12 protein-coding genes and 2 riboswitches are annotated in these 19,240 nt (G+C 69.1%); of the genes, 10 read left to right on the top strand and 2 right to left on the bottom strand.

The features are described from left to right. The first annotated feature begins 1 nt into the window (after nt 1). The 5 genes from AC3WOE_RS03350 to AC3WOE_RS03330 all read left to right on the top strand — a co-directional run bounded on the left by AC3WOE_RS03350 (nt 2) and on the right by AC3WOE_RS03330 (nt 8,206). Entirely contained in the window at nt 2–346 is a 345-nt protein-coding gene (locus tag AC3WOE_RS03350) for a hypothetical protein (protein WP_492688264.1), read from the top strand. Between the two features lie 86 nt (nt 347–432). After that, a complete protein-coding gene (locus tag AC3WOE_RS03345; protein WP_492688262.1) occupies nt 433–1,302 on the top strand; it encodes an LpxL/LpxP family acyltransferase in 870 nt (289 codons plus the stop codon). 14 nt (nt 1,303–1,316) lie between these two features. Next, the gene (locus AC3WOE_RS03340; protein WP_492688474.1) at nt 1,317–2,216 is read left to right on the top strand and encodes an aspartyl/asparaginyl beta-hydroxylase domain-containing protein; all 900 of its coding nucleotides are present in this window, start codon (nt 1,317–1,319) and stop codon (nt 2,214–2,216) included. A gap of 82 nt (nt 2,217–2,298) precedes the next feature. Next, nucleotides 2,299–4,875 carry an ATP-binding protein gene (locus AC3WOE_RS03335; RefSeq protein ID WP_492688260.1) on the top strand — a complete coding sequence of 859 codons (2,577 nt, stop codon included), beginning with the start codon at nt 2,299–2,301 and terminating at the stop codon, nt 4,873–4,875. A gap of 64 nt (nt 4,876–4,939) precedes the next feature. Next, nucleotides 4,940–8,206 carry an amidohydrolase family protein gene (locus AC3WOE_RS03330; protein ID WP_492688258.1) on the top strand — a complete coding sequence of 1,089 codons (3,267 nt, stop codon included), beginning with the start codon at nt 4,940–4,942 and terminating at the stop codon, nt 8,204–8,206. 6 nt (nt 8,207–8,212) lie between these two features. Here the strand turns inward: AC3WOE_RS03330 and AC3WOE_RS03325 are convergent, their stop codons facing one another. Further along, nucleotides 8,213–9,049: a hypothetical protein gene (locus tag AC3WOE_RS03325; protein ID WP_492688257.1), complete on the bottom strand. Its 837-nt coding sequence runs from the start codon at nt 9,047–9,049 to the stop codon at nt 8,213–8,215. 77 nt (nt 9,050–9,126) lie between these two features. Further along, nucleotides 9,127–9,224: riboswitch (glycine riboswitch) on the top strand. A gap of 19 nt (nt 9,225–9,243) precedes the next feature. Then, a riboswitch (glycine riboswitch) is annotated at nt 9,244–9,358 on the top strand. A gap of 27 nt (nt 9,359–9,385) precedes the next feature. On the opposite strand from AC3WOE_RS03325, the gene gcvT reads away from it, so the two are divergent. The 4 genes from gcvT (at nt 9,386) to AC3WOE_RS03305 (ending at nt 15,306) form a co-directional block, all read left to right on the top strand. Then, nucleotides 9,386–10,498: a glycine cleavage system aminomethyltransferase GcvT gene (gcvT, locus tag AC3WOE_RS03320; RefSeq protein ID WP_492688255.1), complete on the top strand. Its 1,113-nt coding sequence runs from the start codon at nt 9,386–9,388 to the stop codon at nt 10,496–10,498. Nucleotides 10,499–10,515: 17 nt separating this feature from the next. Then, nucleotides 10,516–10,890: a glycine cleavage system protein GcvH gene (gene gcvH / locus AC3WOE_RS03315; protein WP_492688253.1), complete on the top strand. Its 375-nt coding sequence runs from the start codon at nt 10,516–10,518 to the stop codon at nt 10,888–10,890. Between the two features lie 21 nt (nt 10,891–10,911). Beyond that, nucleotides 10,912–13,800, top strand: coding sequence for an aminomethyl-transferring glycine dehydrogenase (gene gcvP / locus AC3WOE_RS03310; protein WP_492688252.1), 2,889 nt, complete (start codon nt 10,912–10,914; stop codon nt 13,798–13,800). Nucleotides 13,801–13,917: 117 nt separating this feature from the next. Continuing rightward, nucleotides 13,918–15,306 carry an L-serine ammonia-lyase gene (locus tag AC3WOE_RS03305; protein ID WP_492688251.1) on the top strand — a complete coding sequence of 463 codons (1,389 nt, stop codon included), beginning with the start codon at nt 13,918–13,920 and terminating at the stop codon, nt 15,304–15,306. A 166-nt stretch (nt 15,307–15,472) separates the two neighbouring features. On the opposite strand, the gene AC3WOE_RS03300 is transcribed toward AC3WOE_RS03305, so the two are convergent. Further along, nucleotides 15,473–16,252, bottom strand: coding sequence for a substrate-binding periplasmic protein (locus tag AC3WOE_RS03300; RefSeq protein ID WP_492688249.1), 780 nt, complete (start codon nt 16,250–16,252; stop codon nt 15,473–15,475). 85 nt (nt 16,253–16,337) lie between these two features. Here AC3WOE_RS03300 and AC3WOE_RS03295 point away from each other — a divergent pair, with 85 nt between their 5' ends. Then, the gene (locus tag AC3WOE_RS03295; RefSeq protein ID WP_492688247.1) at nt 16,338–19,202 is read left to right on the top strand and encodes a serine/threonine-protein kinase; all 2,865 of its coding nucleotides are present in this window, start codon (nt 16,338–16,340) and stop codon (nt 19,200–19,202) included. The last annotated feature ends 38 nt before the right edge of the window (nt 19,203–19,240 follow it).

Here is a 19,240-nt window from a genome sequence, read left to right as displayed (position 1 = left end):
CATGACTTCGACTCCCGACTGCCGCCGCGCCCTGTCCGAGCCCTGCACCTTCGCCCTGCTGCAATGGCCAGCCCTCATGGGCCTGCTGTCGATCGACGCCCCCGGCCTGCCCGGGCTCATTCTGCGTGTGCTGCTCGGCCTGTGGCTGCTGGCCATGCTCGTCGCCGGCTACACCGGCGGACGCGGTGCGGGCTTCGGCAACGCCATGCTGCTGCAATGCGGTCTGGTCGCGGCGGCTTGGGTGGCGCACCCCTCCGCCTGGGCCTTCGCCTGGCTGGCGGCCATCCCGCTGCTGATGCTGGCGGCGCAGCAGCTGCGCCTGCGTCGGATGGCGTTGCCGGCCTGAGAGAATGCCGGGCGCCCGAGTGGCGTAACCAGAAGCCAAGTTGTTGATTCCAAAAGGAATGCCTTGAAAAACCGGCAGAGATCATCGTGGGCCTGAGGCTGCTTGTCGGCGTCGTGTGGCTGCTGAGCTGGCTGCCTTTCCGCGTGATCACGGCCCTGGGCTGGGTGGTGGGCAGTCTGATCTATGCGCTGCCGACCTCGCGCCGCCGCATCGGCGAGGTCAATCTGCGCCTGTGCCTGCCGGAAATGAGCGAAGCCGAACGGGCGCGGCTGCTGCGCCGGCATTTCGTCGCCATGGTGCAGATGCTGCTGGAGTACGGCTACGGCTGGTTCGCCTCGCGCGAGCGCCTCAAGCGCCTGATGCGCATCGAAGGCCTGGAGCATCTGCGCGCCCTGGACGGGCGCAACGTCATCCTGATGATGCCCCACTTCACCGGCCTGGACCTGGCCGGCCTGCGCGTGTCGCTGGAGACGCCGCTGGTCAGCATCTACTCGGTGCAGAAGGATCCCTGGCTGGACGCCTTCTTCCGCGCCAAGAGGCTGCGCTTCGGCACCGGCATCATCTTCGCGCGCCAGCAAGGCACGCGGCCGACGCTGCGGGCGCTGAAGGACGGCTACCGCCTCTACTACCTGCCCGACCAGGACTTCGGCCACCGCGATTCGGTCTTCGTGCCCTTCTTCGGCGTGCCGGCGGCCACCATCGGCGGCCTGTCGCGCATGGCCGCCGCCACCCAGGCGGCGGTATTGCCCTGCTACCCGCGCCGGGAGGCCAATGGCTATACCCTTGTCATCGAGCCGGCGCTGGCAGATTTCCCCAGCAAGGACATCGTGGCCGACGCCACCCGCATGAATGCGGTGATCGAAGCCCAGGCGCGTCGACAATTGCACCAGTACTTCTGGCTGCACAAGCGCTTCAAGTCGCGCCCGCCCGGCGAGGCTGATTTCTACGCACGATGAACAACATCCCCTATATCAAGCTCGGCATCGTCGCGATCTTCATCGCGAGCACGATGTATGTGCACTTCCGCGGCCGCGTGCGCCTGCGCTTCTTCCGCCAGTTGATGGATCACTCCACCTTCATGGCACCCATCAACTGCCTGATGTATCTGTTCTCCCGGCTGCCGGCCAAGCCCTATCTGCCGGTGGCGGGCTTCCCCGAGCTGAAGCTGCTCCAGGAGCATTGGCAGGACATCCGCGCCGAGGCCTTCAAGCTGGCCGAGGCCGGCGAGATCAAGAAGAGCGACAAATACAACGACGCCGGCTTCAACAGCTTCTTCAAGACCGGCTGGACCCGCTTTCACCTCAAGTGGTATGGCGACGCCCACCCCTCGGCGCGCGAGCTCTGCCCGGTGACGACCGAGCTGCTGCAGCGCATCCCGACCGTGAAGGCCGCGATGTTCGCCGCCCTGCCCCCGGGCGGCCGCCTGGTGACCCACCGCGACCCCTTCGCCGGCTCGGTGCGCTACCACCTGGGCCTGGTCACGCCCAATGCCGACAGCTGCTATATCTCGGTCGACGGCGAGCGCTATTTCTGGCGCGACGGCGAGGGCGTCATCTTCGACGAGACTTATCTGCACTATGCCGAGAACCAGTCGGACATGATGCGCATCATCCTGTTCTGCGACGTCGAGCGGCCGCTGAACAACCCGGTGGCGCGCTGGTTCAACCACTTCATCAGCCACACGCTGATCCGCGCCGCGGCGGCACCCAACTCGGACACCGACAAGACCGGCGGCATCAACAAGGCCTTCGGCTATGTGCAGCAGGTGCGCCTGTTCGGCAAGCAGATCAAGGCCAAGAGCCGCTTTGCCTATTACGCGATCCAATGGATCGTGTTCGGCGGCCTGATCGTCTGGTGGCTCTGGCCATAGAACATGAGGCCCCCACGCGACCTTCGGCCGCTGCCCCCCGAGGGGGCGCGTCAACGCCTACGGGCGGCCGGGCGCCGTTGACATGCTCAGGCTGCGCCTGCTCGGGGGTTTCGAGATCGAGCGCGCCGGCCGCGTCGAGCTGACCCGCCTGCCCAGCCGCGCCGCCACGCTGCTGCTGGCCCGTCTGGCGCTGCAACCAAAGCGCCAGCATCCGCGCGAGGAACTCGTCGAGCTGCTGTGGCCCGGCGTCGAACTGGACGCCGGCCGCAACCGCCTGCGCCAGACCCTGTCCACGCTGCGCGCCTTGCTGGAAACACCCGAGGCGCCGCTGATCCAGGCTGACCGCCTGCAGATCTCGCTGCTGCCCGGCGCCCTGACCACCGACGCCCAGGAATTCGAAGCCCTGCGCGACACGGCCATCTACGGCGGCGAGTTGCTGCCCGGCTATTTCGACGACTGGGTCGTCGAAGAGCGTCACCGCCTCGCCGCCCTGGCCGAAGCCATGCCCCAGCACCCACCGCTGCGACCCGAGCCGGCCATCGCGTCGGCGTCGGCGCCCGCCCAGCCCTCCTTTGCCATCAGCCTGCCGCGCTATCTGACGCGCTTTTTCGCGCCGCCCGGCCGGCTCGAAGCCCTGGCCGAGCGCCTGCCCGAGCTGCGCCTGCTGACCTTCATCGGGCCCGGCGGCGTCGGCAAGACGCGTCTGGCGGTGGAGCTGGCCTGGCGGCAGTTCAGCCAGCGGGACTGGAGCTGTGGCATGGCCGCCCTGGCCGAGGTGCGTGACGAAGCCGGCCTCGTCGCCGCGCTCGAGCGTGGCCTGACCATCACACGGGGCGGCGGCTGGCCGGCCATCGAGGCGGCGCTGCAGGACCCCGGCGCCCTGCGCCTGCTGGTGCTGGACAACGCCGAGCAGGCCATGGGCGTCGTCGCCCAGGCCGTGCAGCGGCTGCTGGCGATCTCGCCCGCGCTGTGCCTGCTGGTCACGTCGCGCCACGCCCTGGAGCTCGATGGTGAAACCCTGGTCGACGTGGCGCCCCTGTCCGAAGCCCAGGAGACTGCGCAAGCCCTCTTCATCGACCGCGCACGCGCCGTGCGGGCCGACTTCCACGCCAGCCGCGACAACCAGGCCGCGCTGACCGAACTCATCCGTGAGCTGGAAGGCCTGCCGCTGGCCCTGGAGCTGGCCGCGGCCCGCGTGCGCAGCTTCTCGCCCGCGCAGATGCTGGAGCAATGGCGCAACCTGCGCACCGAGTCCAGCACCTTGCCCAGCTGGCTGGCCAGCCCGACGCGCGCGCCGCGCCATGCCTCGGTGGCCGGCCTGCTGGACTGGAGCCTGGCCCTGCTCGGCCCCGAGCCGCGTGCGCTGCTGCAACGCCTGGCGGCCCTGCCCGGCGCCTTCGCCTGGGCCGACGTTGCGGCGCTGGACGGCACGCCGGCCCTGCTCAACGAGTTGACCGGGCATTCGCTGATCCAGGCCGCGGGCGACGCCGAGCCGCGCTACCGCATGCTGGAGCTGCTGCGCCGCGGCGTGCTGACCCGCGTGGACGCCGCGGCGCAGCGCGCGGCACGCGGCACATTGCGCGCCGAGCTCTGCGACTGGGCCGCGTCCCTTGGCCTGCAGGCGCCCATCACCGCCTGGGCGCCGCGTCGCGAACTGGCGCGGGCGCTGATCGCCAACGCGGCCGACGACGACGATGCCACCACCGGCCTGAACCTGGCCCTGGCCATGCGGCCCTGCTGGGAAAGCGATGGCGTCGACCGCACGCTGGTCGACCAACTCGGCCAGCTGCTGCAGCTGGCACCGCCCTCGTCCGCCGGTCATGAGCTGCGCGCCCACCTGGCCTTCACGCATGGTGATCGCACCCTGGCCCTGGCCGAGGCCGAGCAGGCCCTGCATCTGGCCGGCAACGATCCGGCCGCGCGCGCACCGGCCCTGGTGCGCCGCGCCTGGGTGCTGCTGGCCGGCGACAACCGCGAGCAGGGTCAGACCCGGCCGCTGGAGGAAGCCGTGGCCCTGGCCCGCCGCGTCGGCGACGTGACCACCGAGGCGCGCGCCTGGCAGCAGCTCGCCGCCATCGCCGTCTCGCGCGGCCAGCCGGCCCAGGCGGAGGCGCTCTACGCCCGCGCCCAGGAGCTGTGGGAAGCGGTCGGCCATTCCCGCCAGGCCGCGGCGCGGCTGCGCAACCGCGCCCAATGCCTGATCGAACTGGGCGACGTCGCCACGGCGGTGGGCTGGATCACGGCCTGCCAGCGCATGGCCGAGGCCGATGGCGATGGCGTGGGACAGCTCGACGCGGCCTATTCCCTCGCCATGGCCCATGAGTCCCGACGCGACTGGCCGGCCGCGCTGGCCGCGGCACGCCAGGCCCTGCGCATCGCCCATGGCCGCCAGCATCTGCATGCGCGGGCGCTGACGCTGCAGCTCTTCCCGCGACCGCTGGCGCGGCTGCGTCATCCCGAGCATGCACTGCAGCTGGCGGCCTTCGCCGAGCAGTACTGGCAGCGCCACCTCGGCGCCCTGGGCAGCCGCGAGGCCCGCTCGCTGGCCCGCGTGCGCCGGCTGGCCACCTCGCAGTTGAGCGGCGACCGCGCCAAGGCCGCGTGGAGCTCGGGACAAACCCTCAGCTTGAGCGAAGCCCTGGCCTTGGCCGGGGCGTGACGAACGGGCGGGCAAGCCGGCCTTCGCTAGCATCGAAGGTTTTGGTCTTCCCCCACCCGACCTCATGTCACGTCTGACCTTCGCCCCCTCATTGCTGCTGGCCGCCGCCCTGGTCGCCAACGCCCAGGAAGCCACCAAGGAGCCCGCGAAAGAAGCGCCCAAGCCCGCGGCGTGGAATGTCAACACGCCGCCCGGCGTGGCCAAGACGGCCAACATCGACGTGAAGACCGGCACCTGGATGAGCGTGGACGTCAGCCCCGACGGCAAGACCCTCGTGTTCGACCTGCTCGGCGATCTCTACACCCTGCCCATTGGTGGCGGCGAGGCCAAGGCCCTGACGCATTCCATCGCCTGGGAGCACCAGGCCCGCTTCTCGCCGGACGGCAAGCAGATCGCCTTCCTCAGCGATGCCGGCGGCGGCGACAACATCTGGGTCATGAATGCCGACGGCAGCGGCGTTCGCGCCGTGACCAAGGAAGACTTCCGCCTGCTGAACAACCCGGTCTGGCACCCCAGCGGCAAATACCTGCTGGCGCGCAAGCACTACACCGGCACGCGCAGTGCGGGCTCGGGCGAGATCTGGCTGTATCACGTCGACGGCGACGCGGCCAAGAACAAGGGCGTGCAGCTCAATGAGAAGCCCAACTGGCAGAAGGACCTGGGCGAGCCGGCCGTCTCGCCGGACGGCAAATACCTCTACTACTCCCAGGACACGACGCCCGGCCGGGTCTTCGAATACAACAAGGACAGCAATGGCGAGATCTACAAGATCTTCCGCCAGGATCTGAGCGACGGCTCGGTCGAGCCCTTCGTGACCGGCCCCGGCGGCGCGGTGCGCCCCACGCCTTCGCCCGACGGCAAATACCTGGCCTTCGTGCGCCGCGTGCGCAACCAGAGCACGCTGTTCCTGAAGGACCTGGCCACCGGCCGCGAGCTCCCGGCCTGGAGCGGCCTGTCGCGCGACCTGCAGGAGATCTGGGCCATGTGGGGCGTCTACCCCAGCTTCGCCTGGATGCCCGGCAGCAAAGAGATCGTCGTCTGGGCCGAGGGCAAGATCTGGCGCGTCGACCCCTTCAAGGGCACGGCCGCCGACATCCCCTTCCACGTGAAGGACAGCCGCGAACTGCGCGAGCCGATGCGCTACGCCCAGGTGGTGGCGCCCGAGAAGTTCGCCGTGCACCAGCTGCGCGGCGCCCAGGTGTCGCCGGACGGCAAGCGCGTCGTCTACTCGGCCCTGGGTTCGCTCTACGTGAAGGATCTGCCCGACGGCAAGCCGCATCGCCTGACCAGGCAGGACGAGTCGTTTGAATTCGCCCCCAGTTGGTCGCGCGACGGCAAGAGCCTGGTCTATGCGACCTGGCGCGACGACACTCAGGGAACGATCCGCCGCCTGGACGTCGCGTCCGGCAAGGACAGCATCGTCGTCAAGGAGCCCGGCAAATACCTCGAGCCGCGCCTGTCGCCGGACGGCAAGCAGGTGGTCTACCGCAAGGTCAAGGGCGGCGGCCTGACCAGCCCCTGGCACAGCCTGGACACCGGTCTCTACCTGGCCGCCGCCGATGGCTCGGGCAAGCCCGAGCGCATCAGCAAGGACGGCAGCGCTGCGCAGTTCGGCGCCAGGAGCGACGAGGTCTTCTTCACCAAGACCAGCAGCACCAGCGAGGTCGAGCAGCGCTTCTCGCTGACCCGTCTGAACCTGCGCGACCGCAGCGAGACCGAGATCGCGCGCAGCGACGCGGCTTCCGAGTACACCGTCTCGCCGGACGGCCAATGGCTGGGCTTCGTCGAGCGCTATCACGCCTATGTGACGCCGCTGCCGAATGTGCAGGGCCAGTCCGGCAAGGCCATCACGGTAGGTGCCAAGATGGACGCCCTGCCGGTGCGCCAGCTCGACGTCAATGCGGGCTCGGCCCTGCACTGGAGTGGCGACAGCAAGCAGTTGCACTTCACGCTCGGCGACGAGCTGTTCACGGCCAATGCCGAGGGCAAGGACAAGGCCACGGCGCAGAAGATCGGCTTCGAGCAGGCCAGCGACAAGCCCACGGGCAAGGTCGCGCTGACCGGTGCCCGCATCGTGACGATGAAGGGTGATGAGGTCATCGAAGGCGGCACCATCCTGATCGACGGCAACCGCATCGTGGCGGTCGGCAAGGATGTCGCCGTGCCGGCCGATGCCAAGCGCATCGCCGCCGACGGCAAGACCATCGTGCCGGGCTTCATCGACGCCCACTGGCATGGCGCCATGACCGACTCCGGCCTGATCCCGCAGACCAGCTGGGTCAACCTCGCGTCGCTGGCCTTGGGCGTGACGACGCTGCACGACCCGTCCAACCTCAGCTCGGCCATCTTCACCCAGGCCGAGATGCAGCGCGCCGGCATCGTGCTGGGCCCGCGCATCTACTCGACCGGCACCATCCTCTACGGTGCCCGCACGCCCTTCTATTCCAACGTCAACAACCTGGACGACGCGCTGACCCACCTGAACCGCCAGAAGGCCGAAGGTGCCATCAGCGTGAAGAGCTACCAGCAGCCGCGCCGCGACCAGCGCCAGCAGGTGCTGGAGGCCGCGCGCCAGACCGGCATGATGGTCGTGCCCGAGGGCGGCTCGCTCTTCCAGCTCAATATGAGCATGGTGGTGGACGGCCACACGACGGTGGAACACGCGCTGCCGCTGGCCGAGGTCTGGGACGACGTCAAGCAGCTGTGGAGCCAGACCGCGGTCGGCTACACGCCGACGCTGAACGTCGGCTACGGTGGCCTGGACGGCGAGCATTACTGGTATGCCCGCACCGACGTCTGGAAGCACCCGCTGCTGAGCCGCTACGTGCCGCGCAGCGTGCTGGAGCCGCGCTCGGTGCGCCGCGAAACTGCGCCCGAGGAGGACTTCAACGTCATCCGCGTCGCCCGCACGGCCACCCAGCTGTCACGCGCCGGCGTCAACACCTCCATCGGCGCCCACGGCCAGCGCGAAGGCCTGGGTACGCACTGGGAGATGTGGATGTTCGTCATGGGCGGCATGACGCCCATGGAGGCCCTCCGCACCGCCACCATCAACCCGGCGCGCAACTTCGGCTTCGACAAGGACCTGGGTTCGCTGGAAGCCGGCAAGCTGGCCGACCTGGTCGTCATCGACGGCAACCCGCTGGCCGACATCCGCCAGACCGACCGCATCACCCAGGTGATGCAGAACGGCCGCCTGTTCGACGCGACGACGATGAACCAGGTCGCCCCGGTGGCCAAGGCGCGCAAGCCGCTGTTCTTCGAAGGTGCCGACGGCAAGAGCATGCCCATCGACGGCGAGGCCCTCGAGTCGGGGCATATGGGTGACTGAGAGCGACTAAGTGCGGGACAGGCGTCGCCGGACGAGCAGCACGGCGGCGCCGCACAGCGCCATGGCCAGCGTGCCCGGCTCGGGCACCGGCGCGGCCTGCAGATAGTTGAAGCCCGAACCCGAGGTCAGGGTCACCTGGTTTTGCGGCACGCCATTGAGCAGCACCGTCATGCCGCCCCAGCGCAGGGTGTGGGACAGGTCGAAGGAAGAGGAGGCCAAAGCGCCGCCATAGCCGTCGTATGCCGTCTGGGCCGTCCCCGTCAGCTCCACGATCAGCGGCAGGGTCTGGCCGGTCATGAAGGTGGCCGTGCCGTTCAGCGGGCCCAGCGGGTCGCCGAAATAGCCATGCTTGGCCAGCGACGGTGAGTTGTTGTACAGCGTCGCGTCGCCGCCCAGGTCATAGGCGCCGCCGCCCATGTCGGCCCTCACCTGCCAGGAGGTCGAGGCAATGTTGGAGTTGTTGACGCTGAGCGTGCCGTCGAACAGCAGCTGGAAGTTGACCGTGACCTGGGTGTTGGCGGGCACACCGGCCAGGTCGAGCTTGAAGTCGTCGCGGAAACTGGCTCGCACCACGCTGTTCAGGCTGCCCTCGGACGTGCCGTCCACCTTCAGCGCACCGATCTGCGCATAGGCATGGCCCGTACCGCTGGAACTGAAGCCGCCGGTCACGAGGCCGCTGGTCAATTCGGCCGAGACCGGATCGTTCAGGACGGAATTCACCGGCCCCGTGCCACCGCTGAAGTTCGGATTGATGCCCAGTTGCGCGGTGACCATGGTGACCGCACCGGCGGATGCGCCCAGGGTGGCCATCGCCCCGGCCAATGCAAGATGGGAGAGCTTCACGGCACGCTCCTCAGAAATGAGTGGCGTGAGTCTGCTCTCCACGGTTCGCCGGGACAGCCCCTAGTTATGAATAGAATCCTCATTCGTCAGGAGAGCGCCCCGTTGAAGTTGGGGGCCGCCGAAGGCGCAGGGTTTCATCACTCGAACGCTCAGGCAAAAGGACTGACAAAACGCCACCGGTGGCAGACACTGGGGCGTTCCTCACTGGAGAGAGGCGGGTCCTGGAGCCCGTCCACCGAAGGGGCAAGCGAGCGCGGGACTGCACACCGCCTTGTCAATCTCTCAGGTACCCCGGACAGCGAGGACATCCAAACCCGAAATCCGTCGGAGCTCTTGATGTCCTCTTTGCTGCAAACGCCTCTTCACGCCCTCCACGTCGAACTCGGCGCCAAGATGGTGCCCTTCGCCGGCTACGACATGCCGGTGCAATACCCCGCCGGCGTGATGGCCGAGCACAAACACACGCGTGCCGCCGCGGGCCTGTTCGACGTCTCCCACATGGGCCAGGTGCGCCTGGTGGGCGCCGATGCCGCCGCCGCGCTGGAAACCCTGGTGCCGGTCGACATCGTCGACCTGGGCGTCTTCAAGCAGCGCTATGCCCTGTTCACCAATGAGCAAGGCGGCCTGCTGGACGACCTGATGGTCTGCCGGCGCCCCGACGACCTGTTCGTGGTGGTGAATGCCGGTTGCAAGGAGCAGGACATTGCTCATATGCAAAAGCACATCGGCGGCCGCTGCGAAGTCATTCCGGTCCCTGAGCGCGCCCTGCTGGCCCTGCAAGGCCCGCAGGCCGTCGACGTGCTGTCGCGCCTGAACCCCGAAGTCGCCAAGCTGACCTTCATGACCGGCGGCTTCTTCAAGCTCGACGGCATCGACACCTTCCTGACCCGCTCCGGCTACACCGGTGAAGACGGCTACGAGATCTCCGTCCACCAGGACGACGCCGTGGCGCTGGCGCGCAAGCTGCTGAGCCATGCCGAGGTCAAGCCCATCGGCCTGGGCGCGCGCGACTCGCTGCGCCTGGAAGCCGGGCTCTGCCTCTATGGCCACGACATCGACCAGACGACCACGCCGGTCGAAGCTTCCATCACCTGGGCCATCCAGAAGGTGCGCCGCGCCGGCGGTGCCCGCGCTGGTGGCTATCCCGGTGCTGCTGTCATCGACGAGCAGCTCGCCAACGGCGCGGCCCGCAAGCGCGTCGGCCTGGTCGGCAAGGAGCGCATGCCCGTCCGCGAAGGCGCCAAGATCGTCGATGCCAACGGCACCGAGATCGGCACCGTCACCAGCGGCACGCTGGGCCCCACCGTTAACCAGCCGGTCGCCCTCGCCTATCTGGCCAAGGAACACACCGCCGCCGGCACCGAAGTCTTCGCCATCGTGCGCGACAAGCGCACCCCGATGGTCGTCTCCTCTACCCCCTTCACCCCCAACCGCTACTACCGCGGCTAATACACGGAGCCTGAACGATGAGCATCAAGTACACCCCCGACCACGAATGGCTGGACGTCCATGGTGACGGCACCGCCACCGTCGGCATCACCGTGCACGCCCAGGACGCGCTAGGCGACGTGGTCTTCGTGGACCTGCCCGAGGTCGGCAAGAGCTATGCCGAGAAGGAAGTCGCCGGCGTCGTCGAGTCCGTCAAGGCCGCCGCCGATGTCTACATGCCCGTCGACGGCGAGATCACCGAGGTCAACGAAGCCCTGCGCGACGACCCGGCCCTGGCCAACACCGACCCGCTGAAGGCCGGCTGGTTCTTCAAGGTCAAGCTGAGCAACCCCGGCCAGCTCGACGCCCTGATGGACGCCACCGCCTACGACGCCCTGTTGAAGACCCTGTAATTTCTCGAAGCAAGACCCGCCATGCCGACGCCGCTCTCCCAACTCGAAGACGCCTCCGAATTCCATGCCCGCCACATCGGGCCGGATGCCGTCGATGAATCCTTGATGTGCGCCGCCGTCGGCGTGGCCAGCCGCACCGCGTTGATCGACGCGGTCGTGCCCAAGTCCATCCGCCGCTCGCAGGGCATGAAGCTGCCCGCGCCCATCACCGAGGCCGGCGCGCTGGCCGAGCTGAAGGCCATCGCCGGCAAGAACAAGGTCTACAAGAGCTTCATCGGCCAGGGCTACTACGGCACCCACACGCCGGGTGTCATCCTGCGCAACATCCTCGAGAACCCCGCCTGGTACACGGCCTACACGCCCTACCAGGCCGAGATCTCGCAGGGCCGCATGGAAGCCATCCTGAACTTCCAGACCCTGGTGACCGACCTGACCGGCATGGACATCGCCAACGGCTCCATGCTGGACGAGGCCACCTCGGCCGCCGAGGCCGTCACCCTGGCCAAGCGCGGCGTGAAGAGCAAGAGCAACACGCTGATCGTCGCCGGCGACGTGCACCCGCAGACCATCGAGGTGATCCAGACCCGCTGCGCGCCTCTGGGTATCGAGGTGCTGGTCGGCATGGCGCCCGCGCTGATGGCCGAGAACGACTACTTCGCCGTCGTCTGCCAATACCCCAGCACCACCGGCCTCATCCATGACCTGAAGGCCTTCGCCGACCAGGCGCACGCCAAGCAGGCCGCCTTCATCGTCTGCACCGACCTGCTCGCGCTGACCCTGCTGGTCTCGCCCGGCGAGTTCGGCGCCGACATCGTCGCCGGCAACAGCCAGCGCTTCGGCATGCCCATGGGCGCCGGCGGCCCGCACGCCGCTTTCCTGGCCTGCAAGGACGAGTTCAAACGCTCCATGCCGGGCCGCCTGGTCGGCGTCAGCAAGGACGCGCAAGGCCACCCGGCCATGCGCCTGGCCCTGCAGACCCGCGAGCAGCACATCCGCCGCGAGAAGGCCACCTCCAACATCTGCACGGCGCAAGTGTTGCCGGCCGTCGTGGCCAGCATGTACGCCGTCTACCACGGCCCGCAAGGCCTGAAGCGCATCGCCGAGCGCGTGGCCAGCTACACGGCCATCCTGCACGCCGGCCTGACCCGCATGGGCGTCAAGGTCGTCACGCCACATGTCTTCGACACGCTGCTGGCCGAGTGCGATGCCGCTGCCGTCACCGCCAAGGCCGTGGCAGCGCAAGCCAATCTGCGCAAGCAAAGCGACAAGCACGTCAGCATCGCGCTGGACGAGACGACCTCGCGTGCTGACATCGAAGCCATCTGGTCCTGGCTTGCACCGGCTGGTGCTTCCACGCCCAAGGTCGAAGAATTCGCCGCTGGCGTTGAGAGCCTGATCCCGGCCAACCTGCGCCGCAGCAGCGCCTACCTGACCCACCCGGTCTTCAACACCCATCACAGCGAAACCGAGATGCTGCGCTACATCCGCAGCCTGTCGGACAAGGACCTGGCGCTGGACCGCAGCATGATCCCGCTGGGCTCCTGCACGATGAAGCTCAACGCCACGGCCGAGATGATCCCCATCACCTGGCCGGAGTTCGCGGGCGTGCACCCCTTCGCGCCGCAAGACCAGCTGGCCGGCTACACCGAGCTGGACCAGCTGCTGCAGAACTGGCTGACCGAATGCACCGGCTATGCCGGCATCAGCCTGCAGCCCAACGCCGGCTCGCAGGGCGAGTACGCCGGCCTGCTGGCCATCAAGGCCTGGCATGAGTCGCGCGGCGACAAGCAGCGCACGGTCTGCCTGATCCCCGAATCAGCGCACGGCACCAACCCGGCCTCGGCCCAGATGGTGGGCATGCAGGTTGTCGTCACCAAGTGCGACAAGGAAGGCAATATCGACCTGGTCGACCTGAAGGCCAAGTGCGAGCAGCACGCCGACAAGCTGGCCGCCATCATGATCACCTACCCCTCCACGTATGGCGTCTTCGACACCCACGTGAAGGAGATCTGCCAGATGGTGAAGAGCCATGGCGGTCGCGTCTACGTGGACGGCGCCAACATGAACGCGCTGGTCGGCATCGCCGCGCCGGGCGAGTTCGGTGGTGACGTGAGCCACCTGAACCTGCACAAGACCTTCTGCATCCCCCACGGCGGTGGCGGCCCGGGCGTCGGCCCCGTCTGCGTGGTGGACGACCTCGTGCCCTTCCTGCCGGCGCACCGCACCGCGGGCCTGGGCAAGGCCACCAACATCGGCGCTGTGTCCGCAGCCCCGCTGGGCAATGCGGCCGTGCTGCCCATCTCGTGGATGTATATCCGCATGATGGGCGCCGAGGGCCTGAAGAAGGCCACCGAGGTCGCCATCCTGTCGGCCAACTACGTCGCGGCCCGCCTGAGCGATCACTACGACATCCACTTCTCCGGAGGCATAGCCGGCGTCAAGGGTGGCGGCGTGGCCCACGAGTGCATCCTGGACCTGCGCCCGCTGAGGGATTCCTCCGGCGTCAGCGCCGAGGACGTCGCCAAGCGCCTCATCGACTATGGCTTCCACGCGCCGACGCTGAGCTTCCCCGTCGCCGGCACGCTGATGGTCGAGCCGACCGAGAGCGAGTCGCGCGCCGAGCTGGACCGCTTCATCGACGCGATGATCCAGATCCGCCACGAGATCGCCGACGTCGAGTCCGGCAAGCTCAGCCGCGAGGACAACCCGCTGGTCAACGCGCCGCACACGTCCATGGTCGTCAGCGCCACCGAGTGGACCCACGGCTACAGCCGCGAAGCCGCGGCCTTCCCGCTGCCCAGCCTGCGCCGCCAGAAGTACTGGTCGCCCGTGGGCCGCGTGGACAACGTCTATGGCGACCGCAACCTGTTCTGCTCCTGCGTGCCCCTCACCGAGTACGACGAGGCCTGATCATCGCCATCGCCCTCTGAAATGAGGGCGAGTCACGAAGACCGGCAACCCGGTTCGCGGGCTCCGTTGGATGAAATGGGGCGGCCACAAGCCGCCCTCTAACAAATCGAGGCAGCCATGGCCGTTTCCGTTTTCGACCTCTTCAAGATCGGCATCGGCCCGAGCAGCTCGCACACCGTCGGGCCCATGCGCGCCGCGCGCCTGTTCGGCCTGCGCCTGCAGCACGATGGACTGCTGGACAAGGTGGCCCGCGTGCAGGTCATCCTGTACGGCTCGCTGGGCGCCACCGGCAAGGGCCACGGCAGCGACAAGGCAGTGCTGCTGGGCCTGGCCGGGCATGAGCCGGATTCGGTCGACGTCGAGGCCATTCCCCAACTGCTGGACGTGATCCGCGCCGGCGACCTGAACCTGGTCGGCCAGCACAAGGTGGCCTTCGACGAAGCAAAAGACCTCGTCTTCAAGCGCCGCGAGACGCTGCCCTTCCACGCCAACGGCATGCGCTGCATCGCCTTCGACGCCGAGGGCAATGAAATCGCCAACCGCGTCTACTACTCGGTCGGTGGCGGCTTCATCGTCAGCGATGAGGTGGCGGCCGACGGCAGCAAGCAGAGGGCAATAGCGCCCGACGTGACCGTGCTGCCCTACCCCTTCAAGACGGGAGACGAGTTGCTGGTGCAGACCAAGCGCCACGGCCTGTCCATCGCCGAGCTGATGCGCCGCAACGAATGCCACTGGCGCAGCGAGGCCGAGATCGACGCCGGCCTGATGAAGATCTGGGAGGTCATGCAGGCCTGCGTCACGCGCGGCTGCAAGACCGAGGGCGTCCTGCCGGGGGGCTTCAAGGTCAAGCGCCGCGCCGCGCAACTGCACCGCGACCTGACGGCCAACCCTGAGGCCGCGCTGCGCGACCCGCTGCAGGTGATGGACTGGGTCAACCTCTACGCGCTGGCCGTCAACGAGGAGAACGCCGCCGGCGGCCGCGTTGTCACGGCGCCCACCAATGGCGCGGCCGGCATCATCCCCGCGGTGCTGCACTACTACACGCGCTTCGTCCACGGCAGCACGGCCAAGGGCGTGACCGACTTCCTGCTGACCGCTGCCGCCATCGGCATCCTCTACAAGGAAAACGCCTCCATCAGCGGCGCCGAGGTCGGCTGCCAGGGCGAGGTCGGCGTGGCCTGCTCGATGGCGGCCGCGGCGCTTTGCCAGGTCATGGGCGGCACGCCCGAACAGGTCGAGAACGCGGCCGAGATCGGCATGGAGCACCACCTCGGCCTGACCTGCGACCCGGTCGGCGGCCTGGTGCAGATCCCCTGCATCGAGCGCAACGCCATCGCGTCGGTCAAGGCCATCAACGCGGCCCGCATGGCCCTGCGCGGCGACGGCACCCACTTCGTCAGCCTGGACAAGGTCATCAAGACCATGCGCGACACCGGCGCCGACATGATGACCAAGTACAAGGAAACCGCCCGCGGCGGCTTGGCGGTCAACATCGTCGAATGTTGACCTGAAGCCCCTCGCTCAGCTTGCTCCGGCTGAACGCCGGCAAGTCTGATCGGTCCCCCGAGGGGACGGCGATGCTTGCCGGATCGACCAGCAAGCACATCGCCCAGGCGGGCCGGCTCGGGAGCGGTCCAGCGCTCGGCCCGAATACAAAAAACAAGGACGCTGCTCAACGAGGAGGGTTGTCCTGCGGCAGCCAGCGCTTGTAGATGGATTGGAAGCTGCCGTCGCGCTTCATGGCGTCGATCTCGCCCTGCCAGGCCGCTACGACGCGGCGAGGCGTTCCGGGCGAGAAGGCGATATAGCCGTCGCTGCTGGCATAGGTGTAGACCTCGGCCAGCGCGTCAGGCCCGATGCCTGCCGACTGCAGCGTGCTGGGCATGCTGATGCGCTCTGTGGCGAACAGCGACGAGCGGCCGGCCAGCAGCATGCGCAGGCCCTGGATGGGGTCGCTGACGTAGCGCAGATTCTTGAAACCTTCCGACGCGAGTTGCTGGGCCGTGTACCAGTCCCGCACCACCAGCACGTCCTCGGCATGGCGGGCGTCGTCGAAGCGCTTGAGCCGCTCGGCGCCGGCGCGCGCGTAGAAGCTGCTGTAGAAGGTGACGATGGGTCCGGCCCACTGGAACAGCCTCTCACGCTCGGGGATGCGCGCGGCCGAGAACAGCGCGATCGGTTGCCGCCCCTGCGCATCGCGGTAGGCGCGCGCCCAGGGCAGGAATTCGATGGGCACCACCTGCCCCAGTCGCACCATCACCTGCTGCACGACTTCCACGGCCAGGCCGCTGGGCTGGCCAGCTTCGGTGAAGTTGATGGGCGGAAACTCCTCGCTCAGCAGACGCAACCGCACCCCGGCGGCGGACGAGGTCGAAGGCGCTGGCGTGCTCGTCGCCGCCAGGCCATCCAACGTCCATGCGAGCCCCAACAGCCCCAACTGGCGTCGCTGCACTGTGTTCTCCAGTGTCTATGCCGGGATGATAGGCGGCCCGCTGCCGCAGGATGCGCTGGGTGTCGTCAAGTGCATACTGAAGCTCATGCCCCGCAGTGCCCCTCCGCCGACACCCGAAGACTGGGACCGGCTCGACGCTGCATTGGATGCCCTGCTGGCCCTGCCCCCCGCGGAGCGCCTCGGGGCCGTGGAGCGCCTGACGGGCGGGGATGCGGCACTGGCAGCGGCCTTGCTGCCCTTGCTGGCCGAACTGGACGCGCCCGACGCCCTGCTCGACCAGCCCGCCACCATGGCCGTCTCCAGCGGCGCGGCGGCGGAGGACGTGCCGGCGCCCACGCTCGCGGCCGGCAGCCGCCTGGGGGCCTGGCGGGTGCTGGCCCTCATCGGCCGAGGCGGCATGGGCGAGGTCTACAGCGCCGAGCGGGCCGATGACGAGTTCGAGCAGCAGGCCGCCATCAAGCTGATGCGGGCGGACGTGGCGCCCCACCTGGCGCGCTTCCAGGCCGAGAGGCAGATCGTTGCGCGCCTGACGCACCCCGGCATCGCGCGGCTGCTGGACGGTGGCGTGTCGGCGGCGGGCCAGCCTTTCATGGTGATGGAGCTGGTGAGCGGCCAGACCATCACGCGCTGGTGTCGGGATCACCAGGCGTCGCTGGCACAGCGGCTGGCCCTGTTCGTCGAAGTCTGCGAAGCGGTGGCCTATGCGCACCGCAGCCTTGTCGTGCACCGCGATCTGAAGCCGGCCAACGTGATGGTCACCGACGAGGGCCGCGTGAAGCTGCTGGACTTCGGCGTGGCGCGCCTGCTGGACGCGCCGGGCGGCGGCGTCACGCGCGAGCTGCTGCTGACGCCGGCCTATGCCAGCCCGGAGCAACTGGCCGGTGGCGCCATCACGACGGCGGCCGACGTGTATGCCCTGGGCCTGCTGCTGCACGAGCTGCTCACGGGCGAGCCGGCCCAGCCGGTCCAGCACCTGCCGCTGGCGGCCGCCATGCAGCAGGTCGCGACCCAGGATCCCCAGGCGCCCAGCCGCGCGGCGCAAGCCCAGGTCGCACCGCCCGTGCCGGCGGCGCGATTGGCGGGCGACCTGGATGCCATCGTCGCCATGGCGCTGCGCAAGGAACCCGAGCGGCGCTACGGCAGCGTGGCGGAGCTGCAGGCGGATGTGCAGCGCCACCTGGGTGCCGTGCCCGTGATGGCGCGACGCGGCACGCTGCGCTACCGGCTCGGTCGCTTCGTCGCCCGCTACCGCCTGCCCGTGGCCGCGGGCGTGCTGACCTGCCTGGCGCTGCTGGTGGGAACGGGCTTGGCCCTGTGGCAGGCGCGGCGCGCGCAGCAGCAGGAGCAGCGCGCGCTGGCGGTGCAGGAGTTCCTGCTCGGGCTGTTCCGTGCCAATGCCGACAGCCATCCCGACCCCGCGCGGGCTCGGGCCACGACCGCACGCGAACTGCTGGACATGGGCGCCGCCCAGGCCAGACAAGACTCGGGGCGCTCGCCCGAGGTCAGGGATCTGCTATTGCAGACGCTGGCCGAGATGTATGTCGACGTAGGTCTGGACCCGGAGGCGGCACAGCTCGCCGGCGAACGCGTCGCGCTGCGTGCCAAGACCTATGGCCCCAATGACCTGCGTGTCGCCGACGCGCTGATCCAGCAGGCCTATGCGACGGACCCCACCGCCGGCTCCATCAGCGGCGCCCAGCTGCTGGAGCGCGCCCGGCGCATCGTCGACCAGGCGCCCCTGGGCGATCCGCCGCTGAAGCTGCGCATCCTGCTGGCCCAGGCCAACGAGGCCCGCTACACCGACGTCAGCACCTCGATGCGCTTTGTGGACGAAGCCAACGCGCTCATCACCAGCATCGGCGGCACGGAGTCGCAGCGGCGCAGCACGCTCTACTCCCAAGGGCTGGACCTCGGCTTTCTCGGCGCCTGCACCCAGGGTCTCGCCAAGCTCGACGACGCGCACCGCATCACGCTGGCCGTGCGTCCCCCGGCGCCCCAGTGGGTCATCACGGACGACACGGCGATCGCGGGTGTCGCGCTGTGCCTGGGCGACCATGCCCGCGCCGAAGCCGCCCTGGACGAGGCCATGAGCACCTCGCTGCGGGTCAACGGCGCCGAGCACATCGACAGCTACCACGTGCTGCTGCGCCAGATGCGCGTCTACCGCGAGACCTCGCGCGCCGCCGAGGCCCGGGCCATCCAGACCCGGCTGCGCCTGCTGCTGCAAGACCCCATCGTGCGCGGCAGCACCAATCTGCACTCCACCATGCTGGGCGCCGCCGCACTGCAGGCCTGGGACACCGGCCGCCTGGAGGAGGCCGACGCCTGGTCGGCTGCCTCCGTGCAGGCCCAGCAGCGCAGCAACGGCAGCAGCGTGCCGCTGGCGCGCGCCCTGCAGCTGCGCGCCCGCGTGCTCGATGCCCTGGGCCGCAAGGCCGAGGCCGCCCAGGCCATAGACACGGCCCTGGCCACCATGAAGCGCGCGCTGGGCGCACAGGCCAGGGCGGCCGGCTTGGCGCCCATCCGCCTGGACCAGGCCGCCCTGTTGCTGTCGGCCGGCCAGCCGGCAGCGGCCCTGTCCCTGCTGGATGCGCTGGCAGTCGATCTGCCCCCCGCAGACCCCGACGCCCGGCCCCTGCTGCCGGCCCTCGCCCAGAACCGCGCGGCCGCGCTGCGCGAGTCGGGCCGGCCCGCCGACGCCGCCACCGCGGCGCGGGACGGCCTGCAGCTGCTGGACGCAAGCTTCAAGCCCAATGCCCTGCCGCAGCTGCGTGCCGCCCTGTGGCTGGAGCGCGGCCTGGCCCTGAGCGCCATGGGCCAACCCGTCGAAGCCCGCGAGGCCCTGGCGACGGCGCTGCGCCTGCGCCTTGCCAACGACGACGCGGCCAGCATCTGGCGCGCACGCGTCGAACAGGCTGTCGCGGCCCTCCCAGGAAAACCCGCCCCCTAATTCAACCTCCATCGCGCTGTCCGGATGGGCGCCTCCAG

This window comes from Roseateles sp. FW305-36, from assembly GCF_058787015.1.
The sequence above is the reverse complement of the archived record's forward strand: the minus strand, read 5'-3'. Positions and strand labels throughout refer to the sequence as shown.